This window comes from Rheinheimera mesophila, from assembly GCF_000986865.1.
Classification (GTDB): domain Bacteria; phylum Pseudomonadota; class Gammaproteobacteria; order Enterobacterales; family Alteromonadaceae; genus Pararheinheimera; species Pararheinheimera mesophila.
In genome coordinates, this window is sequence record NZ_LAVS01000023.1 from 25,603 (window position 1) to 42,527 (window position 16,925).

Annotated in this window: 15 protein-coding genes; 11 read left to right on the forward strand and 4 right to left on the reverse strand. The window is 49.7% G+C overall.

Annotated features, from left to right (window positions below; genetic code table 11):
• Positions 1–26: 26 nt before the first annotated feature.
• From frdA to frdD, 4 genes are read left to right on the forward strand one after another with little or no spacing between them, the layout of a single operon-like run.
• Complete coding sequence (frdA, locus tag SD53_RS09705; RefSeq protein WP_046520042.1) at positions 27–1,796, forward strand: fumarate reductase (quinol) flavoprotein subunit; 1,770 nt, start codon at positions 27–29, stop codon at positions 1,794–1,796.
• Between the two features lie 2 nt (positions 1,797–1,798).
• Complete coding sequence (locus SD53_RS09710; protein WP_046520043.1) at positions 1,799–2,512, forward strand: succinate dehydrogenase/fumarate reductase iron-sulfur subunit; 714 nt, start codon at positions 1,799–1,801, stop codon at positions 2,510–2,512.
• A gap of 9 nt (positions 2,513–2,521) precedes the next feature.
• Positions 2,522–2,920: a fumarate reductase subunit C gene (locus SD53_RS09715; RefSeq protein ID WP_046520044.1), complete on the forward strand. Its 399-nt coding sequence runs from the start codon at positions 2,522–2,524 to the stop codon at positions 2,918–2,920.
• Positions 2,920–3,315 (forward strand): fumarate reductase subunit FrdD, encoded by a 396-nt coding sequence (frdD, locus tag SD53_RS09720; RefSeq protein ID WP_046520045.1) that lies wholly within the window; start codon positions 2,920–2,922, stop codon positions 3,313–3,315. Before SD53_RS09715 ends, frdD begins: the two co-directional genes overlap by 1 nt.
• A 95-nt stretch (positions 3,316–3,410) precedes the next feature.
• Here the strand turns inward: frdD and SD53_RS09725 are convergent, their stop codons facing one another.
• The gene (locus SD53_RS09725; protein WP_046520046.1) at positions 3,411–4,403 is read right to left on the reverse strand and encodes a branched-chain amino acid aminotransferase; all 993 of its coding nucleotides are present in this window, start codon (positions 4,401–4,403) and stop codon (positions 3,411–3,413) included.
• A gap of 470 nt (positions 4,404–4,873) precedes the next feature.
• Between SD53_RS09725 and SD53_RS09730 the strand changes: the two genes are divergently transcribed.
• The 6 genes from SD53_RS09730 (at position 4,874) to SD53_RS09755 (ending at position 11,914) form a co-directional block, all read left to right on the forward strand.
• A complete protein-coding gene (locus tag SD53_RS09730) occupies positions 4,874–5,197 on the forward strand; it encodes a hypothetical protein (RefSeq protein WP_125060866.1) in 324 nt (107 codons plus the stop codon).
• A gap of 36 nt (positions 5,198–5,233) precedes the next feature.
• Complete coding sequence (locus tag SD53_RS09735; protein WP_046520048.1) at positions 5,234–6,196, forward strand: S41 family peptidase; 963 nt, start codon at positions 5,234–5,236, stop codon at positions 6,194–6,196.
• A 578-nt stretch (positions 6,197–6,774) separates the two neighbouring features.
• On the forward strand, positions 6,775–9,351 hold the full coding sequence (nirB, locus tag SD53_RS09740) for a nitrite reductase large subunit NirB (RefSeq protein ID WP_046520049.1): 2,577 nt from the start codon (positions 6,775–6,777) through the stop codon (positions 9,349–9,351).
• Between the two features lies 1 nt (position 9,352).
• The gene (gene nirD / locus SD53_RS09745) at positions 9,353–9,712 is read left to right on the forward strand and encodes a nitrite reductase small subunit NirD (protein ID WP_046520050.1); all 360 of its coding nucleotides are present in this window, start codon (positions 9,353–9,355) and stop codon (positions 9,710–9,712) included.
• A 38-nt stretch (positions 9,713–9,750) separates the two neighbouring features.
• Positions 9,751–10,629, forward strand: coding sequence for a uroporphyrinogen-III C-methyltransferase (gene cobA / locus SD53_RS09750; protein WP_046520051.1), 879 nt, complete (start codon positions 9,751–9,753; stop codon positions 10,627–10,629).
• A gap of 82 nt (positions 10,630–10,711) precedes the next feature.
• Positions 10,712–11,914 carry an alginate export family protein gene (locus SD53_RS09755; protein ID WP_046520052.1) on the forward strand — a complete coding sequence of 401 codons (1,203 nt, stop codon included), beginning with the start codon at positions 10,712–10,714 and terminating at the stop codon, positions 11,912–11,914.
• A 21-nt stretch (positions 11,915–11,935) separates the two neighbouring features.
• Here the strand turns inward: SD53_RS09755 and SD53_RS09760 are convergent, their stop codons facing one another.
• A complete protein-coding gene (locus SD53_RS09760; protein ID WP_206539925.1) occupies positions 11,936–13,630 on the reverse strand; it encodes a bifunctional protein-serine/threonine kinase/phosphatase in 1,695 nt (564 codons plus the stop codon).
• Positions 13,631–13,650: 20 nt separating this feature from the next.
• Positions 13,651–14,505, reverse strand: coding sequence for a formate/nitrite transporter family protein (locus tag SD53_RS09765; protein ID WP_046520053.1), 855 nt, complete (start codon positions 14,503–14,505; stop codon positions 13,651–13,653).
• Between the two features lie 446 nt (positions 14,506–14,951).
• On the opposite strand from SD53_RS09765, the gene SD53_RS09770 reads away from it, so the two are divergent.
• A complete protein-coding gene (locus SD53_RS09770; RefSeq protein WP_046520054.1) occupies positions 14,952–16,247 on the forward strand; it encodes a nitrate regulatory protein in 1,296 nt (431 codons plus the stop codon).
• Here the strand turns inward: SD53_RS09770 and SD53_RS09775 are convergent.
• Positions 16,244–16,925 (reverse strand): type 2 periplasmic-binding domain-containing protein (locus tag SD53_RS09775; RefSeq protein ID WP_046520062.1); only part of this gene is annotated, 682 nt, incomplete at its 5' end. The two genes, SD53_RS09770 and SD53_RS09775, sit on opposite strands and share 4 nt — an antisense overlap.

Below are 16,925 nucleotides of genomic sequence, written 5' to 3' on the forward strand. Positions count from 1 at the left end.
CGGCCTTGTGCTTTGAAGGAGCAAAGATGCAGATCATACAAACTGACGTGGTGATTATTGGTGGCGGAGGGGCTGGTTTGCGGGCCGCTATCGCTGCCGCTGAGGCCGACCCAGAGTGCCGCATTGCCTTATTGTCCAAGGTGTATCCGATGCGCTCGCATACAGTGGCGGCCGAAGGTGGTGCCGCAGCGGTCACCCTGCCGGAAGATAGTCTGGAACAGCATTTTCAGGATACAGTCGCAGGCAGCGACTGGCTGGCCGATCAGGATGTGGTGGATTATTTTGTCAGCCATGCCTATCAGGAGCTGGTGCAACTGGAACGTTGGGGTTGCCCCTGGAGCCGCAAAGCGGATGGCACTGTGCAGGTACGGCGTTTTGGTGGCATGAAAACCGAACGTACCTGGTTTGCCGCTGATAAAACCGGCTTTCATATTCTGCATACCTTGTTTCAAACCTCGCTGAAGTATCCGAATATTCAACGCTTTGACGAATTTTTTGTACTGGATTTGCTGGTGGCTGAGCAGCAGGTGGCCGGTGTGCTGGCGATGCAACTGAGTACCGGCGAGCTGTTTCACATTCAGGCGAAAAGTGTGGTACTGGCCACAGGCGGCGCTGGCCGGGTGTTTCATTACAACACCAATGGCGGCATAGTCACAGGCGATGGCATGGCGCTGGCGTATCGTCATGGCGTGGCGCTGCGCGATATGGAGTTTGTGCAGTATCACCCAACAGGTTTACCCGGTTCGGGCATTTTAATCACCGAAGCCTGTCGTGGCGAAAGCGGCGTACTGCTGAATAAAGACGGTTACCGTTATTTGCAGGATTACGGCTTAGGGCCAGAAACCCCGCTGGGCCAACCAGAAAACAAATGTATGGAGCTGGGACCACGCGATAAGTTGTCTCAGGCCTTCTGGCACGAACAACAAAAAGGCCGCACCGGCGACTATCAAGGGCACGCTGTGGTTTATCTGGATTTACGCCACTTGGGCTGCGACAAACTGAACGAACGTCTGCCTTTTATTTGTGATCTGGCGAAATCTTATGTCAATGTTGACCCGCAGCATCAGCTGATCCCAATACGCCCGGCTGTGCATTACACCATGGGGGGCATACAAACTGATGTGCAGTGCCATACCGCTATTCAGGGCTTATATGCCGCGGGCGAGTGTGCCTCTGTTGGCTTGCATGGCGCCAACAGATTAGGCTCGAACTCGCTGACGGAATTGCTGGTGTTTGGCAAAGTGGCAGGCATGGAAGCAGCCAGACATGCCAGACAAAGCCGAGCCGTACCAGAAGCTGCGCTAAAGGCCCAATGTCAGGAGCAATTGCAGCAGCTACAGGCGCGTTTTGGTGAACGGCAAAAAGACACTGTGGCTGGGCTTCGCCGCGAAATGACCATGGCGATGGAGCAAGGCTGCGGTATTTACCGCGATGCAGCGGGGATGCAGCAGTGTCTGGATACACTGCAGGCGCTGAAACAGCGCTATCAGCAGTTGAAAGTAGGCGATCGCAGTAAAGTATTTAATTATGAATTGCTGCAGCATTACGAGCTGGGCTTTGGGCTGGATGTAGCCGAAGCCATGTGCGCCAGTGCGCTGGCAAGGCGCGAGTCGCGTGGATCCCATCAGCGCCTGGATGCCGGCATGAACAGCCGCAATGACAGCGACTATCTGCAACATTCGCTGGCCAGTTATCAAGCCGATGGCTCGGCCCGGATTAGTTATCAGCAGGTGAACATTACTAAATCTGCGCCTGCGGCCCGGCTTTATGGCGCGGCACAGTCGAAGGAGGCCTGAGCATGGAAAAAACTCTGAGCATAGTGCGTTATAACCCCGAACTGGACAGCCAGCCTCACAGCCAAAGTTATCAGGTGCCTGTTGATAACAGCACGTCGGTGCTGGATGCGCTGCTGTATATTCAGGAGCAACTGGACCCGACGCTGGCGTTTCGCTGGTCGTGCCGGATGGCGATTTGTGGCTCCTGCAGCGTGATGGTTAATGGCATTCCGAAGCTGGGCTGTAAAACCTTTTTGCGGGATTATGGCGACGAAGTGCTGCTGGAACCTTTGGCTCATTTCGCAACGGAAAAGGATTTAGTGCCTGATATCAATGTGTTTTTGCAGCACTTGCAGCAGGTAAAACCTTATCTGATCAATCCGGAACAAAGTGAGCAGCCACATAAACAAAGCCCGCAGCAACTGGCGAAGTATCGTAAATTTGCCAACTGTATTAATTGTGGCCTGTGTTATTCGGCTTGCCCGCAGTTTGGCTTAAACCCTGAATTTCTTGGTCCGGCGGCACTGACGCTGGCGCAGCGTTATAACCTCGACAGCCGCGATCAGGGCAAAGCCGAGCGGATGCCCGAGCTGAACGGCAAAAATGGCGTCTGGGGCTGCACCTTTGTTGGCTTTTGTTCTGATGTGTGCCCGAAACACTTAGACCCTGCCGCAGCGGTGAATCAGGGCAAAGTGGCGTCGGCGACTGATTTTGTGATCAGCATGTTTAAGCCTTAGGAGTGCATCATGACTGAGCAAAAAGTAAATTCGTCATCCACCCCTAAGCCCTATCACAGCGAGCTAAGCGCCTTCTGGTGGTTAAAACACCGTTATTACCTGCTTTATATGCTGCGTGAGGCGACTGTGCTGCCGTTGTTATTTTTTCTGGGCTGTCTGATGTATGGCTTGTACAGCCTGAGCCAATCTGAACAGCACTGGCTGGGCTTTGTGGCCTTTATGCAGCAGGGTTGGGTGATCGCGCTGAACCTGCTGGCTTTTGTCGCCAGTTTATTTCACGCCAAAACCTTTTTTGAGTTGTTTCCGCGCGTGATGCCGCTGGCTCCGGCGGCCCTGATGATTGCAGGCCAGTGGCTGGCAACTTTAGGGGTTGCTACGGTGCTGTTTTTAATGCTGGGAGCTGGGTGATGAAGCCTGTAAATACGCAACCCAAACGTTCAGACGAGCCGATCTGGTGGGCGCTGTTCAGTGCCGGTGGTGTTTGTTTTGCCGTGTTTTTACCGGGGTTGATGCTGCTTTTAGGAGTGTTGTGGCCGCTGGGTTTTCTCGAACTTTCGCCGCTAAATTATGCCAGTTTGCAGCAGTTGGCTGCTTTTGGTTACGGTATACCGGCACTGGCGCTGGTTGGGGCCTGTATTTGCCTGCCGCTGTTTCACGCCGCACACCGTATTCACCACGGTATGCACGATTTGAAACTCAACACAGGCTTAGCCGGAAAATTACTTTGTTATGGTCTGGCGGCTTTATTAAGTGCCACGGCACTTGCTTTGTTATGGTGTGTGCTGAAACAGCCGCTGGTTTAACTGCAAGGTGGATAGTTGGTAGCCTGATGTGTTTTTTCCAAAAAACAAGCAGACCCTAAGGTCTGCTTCTGTAGATCTACGCTCTGGGAGCTGAGTTAGATTTTGGTCAGCCAGCCATGAGTATCAGCCGTTTTGCCCCACTGAATATCGTTCAGCGTCTGGCGTAACTTGGCTGTGGTGCTGCCCGGTTCGCCGTTGCCTACTTTGTATTCTTTGCCTTGATGGATCAAAGTGCCAACAGGAGCTAATACAGCCGCTGTGCCTGAAAGCGCAGCTTCTGTGCCTGGTTTGGCGGCGCGTTCTAACAGTTCTTCCACTGTCAGTTCACGTTCGGACACTTTCATACCTAAATCACGGGCCAGCGTCAGAATAGTGTCGCGGGTAACACCGTGCAGGAAGGAAGCATCCAGCGCTTTGGTGATAATTTCGTTACCATCAATCAACAGGAAGTTGGCTGCACCAGTTTCCTGCACATCGCCATTCGGGCAGAACAGCACCTGATCGGCCTGGTATTTAGCTTTGGCTTGCATAGTTGGGTACAAAGCACTGGCGTAGTTACCACCACTTTTGATCATGCCCATATGAGGCGCACAGCGGGCATTGTCTTCCATCAGCAGACGTAAACCACGACTGCCGCCGGCAAAATAATCACCCACCGGAGATAACAATACATAAAGCAAAGAGGTCAGGGTAGGAGTTGCGGCTTTACCAATAGCTGGTTCAGTGCCTATATGAGTAGGGCGGATATACATAGAACCCGGAGGTGTTGGTACATCGGCAGCATAATGACGCACTATGTCGATAATCATCTGGCTGAGCAAAGCAGCGTCAAACTTAGGTAAAGACAATAATTCTGAGCTTTGCTGCATACGGGCAATGTTTTTGTCCATACGGAAAATGGCCACAGAACCATCTTCATGGCGGAATGCCTTTAAGCCTTCAAAACAAGTGCTGGCGTAATGCAACACATGAGCGCCCGGGTGCAGACTGATGCTGTCGGACGGCACTATTGCCGATTGACCCCAATTTGCACCATCAAAACGGGCCATTGCCATTTCAGGCATAAATACACTACCAAAAGCTGCCATTTTTTCTTTCCTGCTGATGTTCTAAGGCCCAGTGTAGGCTGGCCTGATTAAAGTTGAATGCGTTTTGTTATATGGGTTGGGGCATTATAGCGGCTGCCAGAGCGATACTGTGCCACGGCCTTGGTAAATGAAAAACATAACCCTGAGAATTATCAACGCGCGGCTATTGTACTCAGGCTTGCTGTTTTCGGCATCAACTAATTGCCCGTTTCATGTTCTGAGTGCTGGATATTTAAAGCTTTACTGGGTTTGGTGAAGCATAGCTTTGCAACACAGCAATGTGGCAATCCTTTTCAATACAGCATCCTTGTTGTCAGAGCCTTGTTTTTATCCGGAGCTGGCTTTATATCCTGTTCAGGTTTTTTATGGATATATCTATGCAAAGGACAGGCTTGTTTCGGTTTATGCACCTACTGCTGGCAAGTTGTGTTTTGGTCTGCTTGTTGGCTTTTTTGCATACTGAGCCCGAGGTGGCTTCGCACGGCCCCGCGTATGAACAGCTTTGGACTGCGCCTGCCGATACAGGCGAAGCACCTTTGTTGCAGCAGCTTAACCGCAGTCCTGCTGTATTGTTTTTGCATCAGAAACAACAAGCGGATTACCAACTAGTGCTGGAGTTTGGCAAGCAGGTTTTGGCTTTAATCCCGCTGATACTTCCGTTGTGTTTTCTGCTGTTACTCTGGTTTATTCGCGCAGGCCCAGGCCGGCGTTTCAGGCTGTCGTTATGGCACGACGCTAATCTGCATAAAAAACGGCTTTATTATCAGCTTTCGCTCAAATCACTGAATTTATAGGTTTTACAGAACTTTTATCAGTCATTTGAGGTAGTTATGATTACTTTATTAAAAAGGCGGCGCCTTGCTCTGGTGCTGCTTATCGCTTTTGTTTTTTCATGTTTTGTTCAGGCAAACACCCCTCTTTCTCCAGCAGAACGTGCGGCCAGTATTGAGGGTGTGAGCCGTATTTTAAACGAACAGTATGTTTTCCCCGACACTGCGCTAAAAGTCAGCGCGCTTTTGCAGCAGCAAGAGCAAAAAGGGGCTTTGGCGGATATCACCAATCAGGAGCAGTTTGTCGAAAAAATCGGCGCTTTGCTGCGCCAGCATAGCGGTGATGGCCACTTGAGTCTGGCGTTAATCACTGAACAAGGTGGGGTTTCGCATCGATTAAAAGAGACTGATCCGCTTAAAACCAATAACTTTGCTTTTGAGCAGGCCCGTATTCTGCCGGGCAATGTGGGTTATCTGAAACTGCATAAATTCTGGCAGGCGGACGAAGCTCATAAAATCGGGCACGCCGCTTTAGTGTTTTTAAGTCACAGTGATCATCTCGTCATAGACCTACGAGACAGTGGCGGAGGTTCACCAGAGCTGGTGCAATATTTAATCAGCCACTTTGTTCCTGAAGATACCTTGTTATGGGACCTGTTTGACCGAAATGGTAAAAGCACAGAACAAGTACGAAGCCAGGCCGTGCCTGACTCTGAGCTGCTAAAAACTAAGCCACTTTATATTCTGCAAAGCAAAGAGTTGGTCAGTGCGGGCGAGTTTTTTAGCTACACACTGCAGCAGCTTGGCCGCGCTGTAGTGATAGGTGAAACCAGCGCTGGTCTGGCTCATTACACAGGCGCAGCCCGGGTCAACGACTGGCTTTTTGTGCGCATTCCCATGTTCAGGCCGGTGAACCCTGTCACCGGCACTAACTTTGAAGGCGTTGGTGTGCAGCCGAATATCAGGGTAAGCGCAGAAATGGCGTTGTATACGGCTTTGAGGGTAGTGAATAAAGGCCGTTAGAAAGTGAAGGGCCTGTAGTTGCTTTTGTGATTGCAGACTTTCTCGACTTTGACCTAGAGTGCTGCACTAAACGGTCTGAAATTAGAAAACTGAGTACAGACAAAACGCAAAATTTCAAATTTGCGTTTTGTTATTTGGATGCACAGGCAGTTCGTTGTTTTAAATGTGTTTTTGGTTTTTTCCTCTTTGCGTTTTCTCCGGTTTTTCCTGCGACTACTTACGACAAAACTCAATTTTAAAAATTATCTTTGGATCTATGTCTACTAAAATGTCGTGCCTCAATCCGGTGCCGTTTTGCACCAATTCAACGCAAGCTTTTGAGCAATGCCAGCACATAAATTGATCATTACTCAATAAAATCAGCCAGTTAATAAACTGGCACTCTTTGTGCTTTTGTATCGCCAGCAACACCAGCGCAGACTGGTGCTGACACAATTTGAATTGAGGTGCAAAGCTTAGCTCTGCACGGGCAACGAGGCCCAGGTTCTGACCATTGTTGAAGTGGTTCAGGCCTGGGCTTTTTTTATGGGCAAAATTTGGTGGCTGAGTCAGCCACCAAAAGCCTTAAGGACATAAAAATGCAGCAGACCAAACAAATTCTGGTGATTGGCAACGGTATGGTGGGGCACCATTTTATCGATCAATTAAGGGCCAAAGACCCATTGGCACAAATTACTGTGCTTTGTGGTGAAGCTCAGTTGGCGTACGACAGGGTGCATTTATCCGGCTATTTCAGTGGCACCAGTGCGGAGCAACTGGCGTTGACGACAGAACAGGCCTATCAGGCGGCTAATATTCAGTACCGCTTAAATTGTTGGGTGGAGCAAATCAACCGCGAACAGCAGTTGGTGGTGACCAGTCAGGGCGGCCAGTTTTATTACGACGAACTGGTACTGGCAACAGGCTCTTACGCTTTTGTGCCGCCTATTCCTGGTAATGATCAGCCGCATTGTCTGGTGTACCGCACTTTGCAGGATTTGGATGCGATAGCAAAAAGTGCAGCAGTCAGCAAAGTGGGTGTGGTGATAGGTGGTGGTTTGCTTGGGCTGGAAGCGGCCAATGCGCTGAAACAATTGGGTTTACAAACTCATGTGGTGGAGTTTGCGCCCCAACTGATGGCGGTGCAGCTGGATCAAAACGGCGGTCAGATGCTCAGCCAGAAAATTACACAATTGGGTGTGCAAGTGCATACTGGCAAAGCCACGCAAGCCATAGTAGCGGGCGCTGAATGCCGTTATCAGTTGCAGTTTGCCGATGGCGAAAGTTTAGAGACGGATTTAGTGTTGTTTTCTGCCGGTATCCGGCCTTATGACCAGTTGGCGCGCAGTTGTGGTTTAGCTGTCGGCGATCGGGGTGGTATTGTTGTGAACGATCAATGCCAGACCTCTGATCCACATATTTATGCCATAGGTGAATGTGCTTTATGGCAGCAAAAGATTTTTGGTCTGGTCGCACCCGGTTATCAGATGGCGCGTGTGGTGGTCAGTCAACTGACAGGCGGCGGGCAAAAATTTAGCGGCGCTGATATGAGCACCAAGCTAAAACTGCTGGGTGTGGAAGTCGGTTCTATTGGTGATGCGCATGCCAGAACGCCCGGCGCCTTAAGCTATGTCTTTACCGATCCTCGGGCGCAAGTCTACAAAAAAATGGTGGTAAGCTCCGACGGCAAACGCCTGCTGGGTGCTGTGCTGGTGGGCGATACCAGCAACTACGACAGTCTGCTGCAATATGCCTTAAACGATATGTTGCTGCCAAAACAGCCAGAGCAACTGATTTTACCTGCAGCGTCCGGCGCACCTTTAGCAGCTTTAACTTTACCCAACAGCGCGACCATTTGTTCCTGCCATAACGTGGCTAAGGGTGACATAGTGGCGGCTATGGACTCTGGCTGCTGCGATTTAGCTAGTATCAAAAGCTGCACTAAGGCCAGCACAGGCTGTGGCGGTTGTACGGCGTTGCTCAAATCCGTCGTGGATGATGAGCTTAAAAGCCGTGGTGTGGAGGTGAAAAATCACCTCTGCGAACACTTTGCCTATTCCCGTCAGGAATTGCTGCATTTAGTTCAGGTGGGCGGTATAAAAACCTTTGCTGAACTCTTGAGCCGCCATGGTCAGGGTTTGGGCTGTGATATTTGTAAGCCGACTGTGGCTTCTATTCTGGCGTCAAGCTGGAATGATTATGTGCTGAAAAAGCCGCATGTGGGTTTGCAGGACACCAACGATACCTTTCTCGCCAATATGCAAAAAGATGGCTCTTATTCAGTGGTGCCGCGTATTGCCGGTGGCGAAATTACCGCAGAAAAACTGCTGGTGATAGGTCAGGTGGCTTTGGATTTTAATCTCTACACCAAAATTACCGGTGGGCAGCGGATCGACTTATTTGGCGCCCGTTTAGAGCAGTTGCCCGCCATTTGGCAGCGTTTGGTTGATGCTGGCTTTGAAACAGGCCATGCCTATGGCAAGTCGCTGCGTACTGTCAAATCTTGTGTTGGCAGTACCTGGTGTCGTTATGGTGTGCAGGATAGTGTCGGTCAGGCTATAGCTATTGAGAACCGCTACAAAGGTTTACGTGCACCCCACAAAATCAAAATGGCAGTGTCGGGTTGTACCCGCGAATGTGCTGAGGCGCAAAGCAAAGACATAGGCATTATTGCCACAGAAAACGGCTGGAATTTGTATGTCTGCGGTAACGGCGGCATGAGGCCACGCCACGCCGATTTATTTGCCACCGACCTCGATACCGAGACCTTAATCCGCTACATAGACCGCATTCTGATGTTGTATATCCGCACTGCTGACCGTTTGCAGCGCACCTCCGTCTGGATGGAAAAGCTCGATGGCGGCCTGGACTATCTGCGTAAAGTCATTATCGATGACGAGCTGGGAATAGGTGCAGAGCTGGAAAACCAGATGGCTGCCTTAGTCAATACCTATGCCTGTGAGTGGAAAGCCACCTTGGAAAACCCACAAGCGCTGAAACGTTTCCGCCAGTTTGTAAATAGCCCGGACGCGGATGAACACATAGTTTTTGTCGAAGAGCGTGCGCAAATCCGCCCGGCTACAGCCGAAGAAAAGCGCCAGTGGCAACAACAAATCCCTATTACCCAGCTTTCAACATCGGAGCTGCCTGTAAAGGCTTTAGCAGAGGAGAACTAACATGGCCTGGACTGATATTTGTGCTTTTGAAGACTTAGTTGAAAACAGCGGTATTTGCGCTTTGCTGAATGGTCAGCAGGTAGCAGTGTTTTTGTTAGAACTGCAAGGCGAACCACTGGTATACGCGATCGGGAATTATGATCCTTTGGGTCAGGCGAATGTGCTATCGAGAGGGATTGTAGGTTCTATAGGTGAGCAAATCGTAGTGGCTTCACCTTTGTATAAACAGCACTTTGACCTGACGACTGGCCAGTGCTTAGAGCAACCTGAAGTGGTGATCCCTGTGTATGGCGTCAAGCTGCAACAGGGCAGGGTATGGCTGAATGCGGTAAAACAAGATCAACAGGCATCAGCGGCCTGATCCAAATAGAAAGGGCAAAGGGCAAGGGGAGATAGTGTATGAGTGTAGTCAGTAATTTATTGCGTTCACCCTGGACAGCGCAGTGGCTATCCGGCTGGAACTGGAAAGGTGAAACCGCAGCAACAGATCAGCAAAAACCAGCGGGTAAAGGTCAGGTCGTGTTGATTGGTGCAGGGCCTGGCGATCCTGAGCTGCTTACTGTGAAAGCTCAGCGTTTATTGCAGCAGGCTGATGTGCTGCTGTTTGACTCTTTAGTGTCGGCTGAGCTGCTTGCACTGGTGCCACGGCGCTGCAAAAAAGTCTTTGTAGGTAAAAGAGCCGGCCGCCATACGATGCCACAAATCGAGATTAACCAGTTGCTGGTTGAATACGGTCAACAAGGTGGTTTAGTAGTGCGGTTAAAAGGCGGCGACCCGGCGATTTTTGGCCGGGTGTCAGAAGAAGCTGCAGCTTTGCAACAAGCCGGTATTGCTTTTGCCATAGTGCCAGGCGTGACCAGTGCCTGCGCTGCTTCAGCTTATTGTGGTATTCCGCTGACCGCCCGGGGTTGTGCAACTTCAGTACAGTTTTTAACAGCACAGTTTGCTGATCCGGCCAAACAACCCGACTGGTCTGGTTATCAGTACAGAGCCAATGGCTCTAACCCCACTTTGGTGGTCTATATGGGACTAAACCGCTTGCAGCAACTGTGTGCCGGTTTAGTGTCGGTCGGCTGGCCGGATCATACACCAATAGCGCTGCTCGATCAGGTCAGCACAGCTCAGCAAAGTCAGCTGCAAGGCACTTTGGCTGATATCAGTGATCGTCTTGCAGCTTTTCCACTCACTGGCCCAACCCTGATAGTGGTGGGCGATGTGCTGAAGCAGCGGATGAAAGTGGATCTGAGCTTGTTACAGCAAGTGACTATAGAAAATTGACTAAAATTCCATTCGTTTTGCTCTCTGGCTGCTTTAAAGCAGTCAGCTGGCGAAGCTTTGCCAAAAATAAAAGGAATACTGTATGCGCTATTACTCTTTACCCGCTTTGGCTGTAATGGCCGCTTGCTCTTCGATTTCAGTCCATGCGGCTGATACTGCATCAACTGCTTTGCCTGCGCCACAGCTCAATATGCTGTTTCGTTACCGGCTGGAAGCTGTGGATCAGGATGGCCTGGCCGAAAATGCTTTGGCCAATACGTTGTTATCGCGTTTTAGCCTGACGCAAAACCTCAGCCATGGCTGGTCAGCAGGCGGCGAATTTGATTATGTGGCGGCAATAGGTGATAAAAATTACAACGACAGTATTAATGGCAAAACAGCCTATCCTGTGGTGGCAGACCCTGCTGGAGCTGATTTAAATCAGGCGTTTGTGATGTATCAAAGCGACAGTCAGAGCCAGACGCTAAAAATTGGCCGTCAGCGTATTAACTTAGCCAATGAACGTTTTGTTGGTGGCGTAGGTTGGCGTCAGAACGAACAAACCTTTGATGCAGTGCGTTATCAGGCCAGTTTATCTTCTGAACTCAAACTGGATTACAGCTACAGCAGTAAAGTAAACCGGGTGTTTGGCAGCAAAAGCCCACAAGGCGACTGGAGTTCGGATTTACATCTGCTGGATCTACGTTATCAACCGAACGCTAATCATCAGCTCGGCGCTTTTGTCTATCAGATGGAATTTGACGACGCACCTTTAGTGTCCAATCAAACATTAGGGTTGGATTATCAGTACAGTCAGGCTTTCTCTCACAGTAGTCGTTATACGCTCTATGGCTCTTATGCATTGCAACAGGACGCTGGTGATAACCCCAACTCTTATGATGCAGATTATTGGACTCTGGAAGCCAACCTTTGGCTTGGAGCCTGGCAAAGTGGTGTCGGAGTTGAGGTCTTAGGTTCTGATAACGGCATAGGTTTTGCGACACCACTGGCTACTTTGCATAAGTTTCAGGGGTTTGCCGATAAGTTTCTGACAACTCCGGCCAGTGGCGTTGAAGATAAATACCTCAAACTTGGATACAAAATGGACCAGCTGGAGCTGATAGCCTTTTATCATTGGCTGGATGCGGTTGAGGGCGAAGCGGACTATGGCAAAGAGCTGGATCTGCAGCTGAGTTATAACCTGAATGCTCAGCATGCCGTATTGCTGAAATATGCCGATTATCAGGCCAACAGCTTACACACAGACACCAGTAAGTTCTGGTTACAGTGGTTGGCCAAATATTAGAGTAAACAAAGCAGCAGCTCGCTAAGAACGGGCTGCTATTAACCATAAAATAATCAGCGCCTGCCCTACGCAAAGGCATTGCCAGAACCAAAGCGGGTGCCGTTCAATTAAACTCAGAGGTTTTTGAAATTCGGCATTGGGGTGGCGTAAGTCGTATAAAAACTCTGACAAGGCCTGATAACGTTTGTTCGGATCGACTTGCAGTGCTTTTTCTAAGGTTAAATCCAGCCAGATGGGTAGTTCGCTGTTTTTGTTGAACACAGACTGATAACGCAATTTCCTCTGCGCTTTGATGCTTTTAGCACGAGCCACATCAGCGCCATAAGGATAACGGCCGGATAATAGCTGGTACGTAAGCACCGCCAGCGAATATAAATCGGAGCGTTCTGAGCCTGCGACACCTAAAAAATACTCTGGCGCTGTATACAAAGCTGTGCCTGGAATATCGCCTGCTACTTCGTCATCTGCCTGCAAACCTGCCAGTCGTGCCGCGCCAAAGTCGATAATTTTCACTATGCCCTGGGGTGTGATGATCAGGTTGTCGGGGCGAATGTCCTGATGCAGAATTTCACTACGGTGCAAGGCCTGTAGCCCTTTGCCCAGCTGTTCAATAATGCTTCGTACTTGTTCCAGAGTAGGGGTTGGGTGATCCAACTGCCACTGTTTTAAAGTCTGGCCTTCAACATACTCAAACAAGGTATAGAGCGCAGTACGAGGCTTGTTGATACTGGCAGGTCGCACTACATGGTTGCTGGTTACTCTTTTGGCTATCCACTCTTCGCGCATTAACCGTTCCAGATAATCCGGCTGTTCGGCTAAATCTATGGAGGGGGCTTTGAGTACCAGCAACTGCTCTGTCGTTTTGTCCTGCATCAGATACACATGGCTACGGCTGCTTTGCTGTATAGCTCTGATCACCTGCAAGCCATCCAGCATATCGCCTTGTTGCAATAGCGGTGGTAAAGCTAAGTGCTGATCCAGGCACAGAGGCAGATTGTTTTCGGCAGGCAAGCCATCAATACGGACTAACTGCAGCGTGATGTTATCCTTGCTGCCTGCAGCTAAAGCTGCTTCGGTCAGTTGCAGTGCCAGCAGGGATAAATCGGCTTCTGATCCCAGCAACCTAATCAGCTCAGAGGCTGGCAAAACCTCAAATAAACCATCTGTGGCCAGCAGAAACAAATCGCCCTGCTGCAAAGCCATGCTTTGATAATCGGGTTCCAGTACAGCGCCAGAGCCAAGTGCCTGACTTAAAAAACTGCTGCTACCACGCCAGAGCCGATGATCCCTGGTTAATTGCTCCAGTTGCTGATGACGCAGCAGGTAAATCCGGCTGTCGCCCACATGCAGCAGATGGGCGTGGCGTTGTTTTAAGATTAAAGCACTAAAAGTACAGACATAACCTTTATCAGGGTCTGAGCTAAAAGGGCCATTACGATTTTGTGCATACAACCAGTTGTGACAGGCTTTGAGCACCTGCAAGGCAGCGTGCGGTACAGACCAGGCCTCGCTGGTGCAGTAGTAATCAGCCAGAAAACTTTTTACTGCAGTGTCACTGGCAATCTGGCTGACTGTGCTGGTGCTGATGCCATCGGCCACAGCCAGTACTATGCCTTTGTTGCTTAGTTCCGGCTCTTTTGGCAGATAAGCGCCAAAGCTGTCCTGATTAAATGCTTTACGGCCAGCAGTGGAGTGCTGGCCTATGGAGACTTGCAAGGAGGATCCTGGCAACATCATCAGGCTTTGGCCAGAGTTGCTGTCGGGCTTTCCGCCGCTTTGGAAGCCAATTGACGTTTTGGTGCTGTTTTATAGTGAGTGCTGTAAAGGGTTAAACCGGTAAAGGCTAAACCACCGACCAGATTGCCTAATGCCGTTGGGATTTCGTTCCAGATCAGATAATCCATCACAGAGAAATCACCGCCCATCATCATGGCAAAAGGGAACAGGAACATATTGACCACTGAGTGCTCAAAACCCATAAAAAAGAACAACATAACGGGCATCCACATCGCCAGTACTTTGCCGCTGACATGAGTAGAAATCATAGCGCCGACCACACCCATAGATACCATCCAGTTACATAACATGCCACGCAGGAATATGGTCATCCAGCCTGTGGCACCATGTTCGGCATAACCTAAAGTACGGGCTTCACCCACACCAGCCAGTTTTTGTCCGACAGCATCGGGTTCAAGATGAAAACCCATGGTTAATACAAAAGCCATCATGGCCGCTACTGTTAAAGCCCCGAGAAAGTTGCCGGTAAATACCAATCCCCAGTTGCGTAATACACCTTGCACTGTCACACCTGGGCGGCGGTCGAGCAGGGCCAGCGGAGTTAATACAAAAACCCCTGTCAGTAAGTCAAACCCCATCAGGTACAACATAATAAAACCGACCGGAAACAGCATAGAGCCGACTAAAAACGAGCCGGTCTGGACTGCAACCGTGACGGCAAATACAGCTGCCAAAGCCAGAATAGCCCCCGCCATATAAGAGCGGATCAGCGTGTCGCGGGTCGACATAAAAATTTTGGATTCGCCGGCATCGACCATTTTGGTCACAAATTCGGCTGGAACTAAATAAGCCATAGGTCACCTCTTCCTGTTGTTGCTATTGGTTTGTTCAGGTGCTGTTTTTTAAAAAACAAAAAAGGCGTCCGGATCATTCTGTTGCCAGAAGATCTCGGGACGCCTTTGTCCTGAATATCATTTTGTAAGGTACTGTATGTTTCTATGTTGGGAGATGCTTACCATCTCTGCCTTTTTGATAGAGCAACTTTAATGCCAGCTGATGCTTTTATATCAATGCATTGATTTTGTTTAGTTTTCGCAAAACTGCTTCTGGAGGGCTGCCACGGCAAGGTGCCATTGTTGTGCATTTTCTGCACCGTTACGGGGCGTTGCTGCTTTGTGCTTCTCAGCAAAAATACGAATTTATTCTGACAATCCAGCATTAACACGCTATGGCAGCCGTTGCTGCACGCGTGGAATAACCATTGCTAGAGTTTCGTGATGTAAAGCTCTGTGAGTGATCCATGAATCATCCAACGGCACTCTTTCTGCTGGCCGCTAAACAAGCCGAAATTAAAGCACTGCAACAACTTTCGACCAACTGTTTACTGGTCACCAGTATCAGCGAGCTGGTGCACCAGCTGCAGCGTGAGCGTGGTATCAGTAATATTTTCCTGGCTTCGGGCTGCGAGTTATTTGCTTTGCAGCGTCAGCAACAATTATTGCAAAGTGTTCAGGCCGAGCAGCAACTGCGTACCGCGTTGAACAAACAGTACCTGCAGGGGGAAGAGCCTTGTCATAGTAGTCGTTTACTCAGTGGTATCTCTTTAGCTTTGCAGGGAGTCGATCATCTGGCCGGATTGCGTGAACAAATACAGCAGCAGAAAATCGCGCCATTACAGGCTACCGAAGCCTATAGCCGTTTAATTGCTGCATGGTTAGCTGTGGTACTGGAGTCTGCCGATTTGGCTTGTGATGCTGGCATTACCCGTTTTCTGGTCGCTTTATTTAACTTACTGCAAACCAAAGAATACGCAGGACAGGAGCGGGCATGGGGGGCTATGGGCCTGGCTTCAGGACAGCTTACTACTGAGTTGGCTGAGCGTTTATTGTTGCTGCAACAGGCGCAGCAACACAGCGCTGCTGTATTTCTGGAATTTGCCACAGTAGAGCAACAGCAGCAGTGGCACCAGTTGGACCAGTCTACAGCCGCAAAACAACTACGCCAGTTGCGAACTATGATCCAGCAACTGTCTGGTACTGCAGCACCTGTGCCTGCGGTCAGTGATCTCTGGTATCAGTTTGCGACAGAACGTATGGATGAAATGCATCTGTTGCAGGCAGGACTCACAGCACAATTGCAGCAACTGACATCAGCGACAGTAGAAACAGCACAGCAGAAGTTAAAGCAACATCAGCATAAACTGACAGAATTAAGCGAATTGACCGGACTGCCCACAAGTTCAGGCTTAACTTTGTTAATTGACCCCAGTATGCCGGGTTTGTACGGTGCTTCTGTGATGCCCGCAGGCCAGGCCGAACCCACAGTGCAGGCGCCCAGCAGGTCTTTTTATCAGTTATTGTCTGAGCAGGCGCAACATATCCGCCAGATGCAGACAGAGCTGACGGATGCCCGCCGCGCTATCAGTGAACAAAAGCTGATAGACAGAGCTAAGTTATTACTGATGCAGTACAAAAAATTGACTGAAGAGCAGGCCTATCGCCAATTACAGCAAAGTGCGATGAAACAACAATGTCGTATTTCCGATGTGGCCGATGCTGTGGTGAAAGCGTTAAATCCTGTGAAAACTTCGCCTTAGTACCCCAGTTGTGGGTCAAACCACAGGGCTTTGTTTTGCAGAGGTGTTTCGGCAGGAAGTATAGGGTTTTTTAGTTCAATCACAGTTCTGGATTTTAAATCGGCCTGCTGTATAGCACTGCTGAAATGTTGTAAAAACAGCTGCTGCATACTGCCATCTTCAATAGCCCGTAACAGCCCAATCTCTATAGCATTGGCCAGTTCGATATTGTCTTTTTGCACAAAAAAATACAACGCAGCCGGGTAATGCAACACCCACTTCGGCGCAACTGTCAGCGACATGCCTGTTTTTTGCTGCAGTTCTGGCCAGATTTCTGTGATGGATCGAGGGAAATAATCAATACGTTTCGCCTGCAGCATTTTAAACATAGCGTCAAAGTCGCCGCTGCCTAATACCCGAAAATGATTGGCTTTTAAAATAGGGTAATCCGGCCAGTCACTGCCCTGAATAGAGGGGCTGGTTTTTAATTGTTTTTCATCCAGTTGCTGAATTTTTTGTTCGTTATCGTTATGAATAAGCAACAAACGCCAGCCAATTAAACCTCTGTCTATTGGGATACGAATGGGCCGTAACTCCTGTTCCCGCTCTGGTGAGGTCATAGTCCAGACCACATCCAGGCCAGTGTTCGAACCCAATTGGCGTAAGGTTCTGTGCTGGGTCATCACTTGTCCGCTCGGC

Excerpts from the sequence above, each read along its gene's own strand:
- SD53_RS09715 (WP_046520044.1), top strand. The coding sequence starts at position 2,522 with ATGACTGAGCAAAAAGTAAATTCGTCATCCACCCCTAAGCCCTATCAC.
- SD53_RS09755 (WP_046520052.1), top strand. The coding sequence starts at position 10,712 with ATGCGCTATTACTCTTTACCCGCTTTGGCTGTAATGGCCGCTTGCTCT.
- SD53_RS09770 (WP_046520054.1), top strand. The coding sequence starts at position 14,952 with ATGAATCATCCAACGGCACTCTTTCTGCTGGCCGCTAAACAAGCCGAA.
- SD53_RS09710 (WP_046520043.1), top strand. The coding sequence starts at position 1,799 with ATGGAAAAAACTCTGAGCATAGTGCGTTATAACCCCGAACTGGACAGC.
- SD53_RS09725 (WP_046520046.1), bottom strand. The coding sequence starts at position 4,403 with ATGGCAGCTTTTGGTAGTGTATTTATGCCTGAAATGGCAATGGCCCGT.
- frdA (WP_046520042.1), top strand. The coding sequence starts at position 27 with ATGCAGATCATACAAACTGACGTGGTGATTATTGGTGGCGGAGGGGCT.
- SD53_RS09765 (WP_046520053.1), bottom strand. The coding sequence starts at position 14,505 with ATGGCTTATTTAGTTCCAGCCGAATTTGTGACCAAAATGGTCGATGCC.
- SD53_RS09735 (WP_046520048.1), top strand. The coding sequence starts at position 5,234 with ATGATTACTTTATTAAAAAGGCGGCGCCTTGCTCTGGTGCTGCTTATC.
- nirB (WP_046520049.1), top strand. The coding sequence starts at position 6,775 with ATGCAGCAGACCAAACAAATTCTGGTGATTGGCAACGGTATGGTGGGG.
- frdD (WP_046520045.1), top strand. The coding sequence starts at position 2,920 with ATGAAGCCTGTAAATACGCAACCCAAACGTTCAGACGAGCCGATCTGG.
- nirD (WP_046520050.1), top strand. The coding sequence starts at position 9,353 with ATGGCCTGGACTGATATTTGTGCTTTTGAAGACTTAGTTGAAAACAGC.
- cobA (WP_046520051.1), top strand. The coding sequence starts at position 9,751 with ATGAGTGTAGTCAGTAATTTATTGCGTTCACCCTGGACAGCGCAGTGG.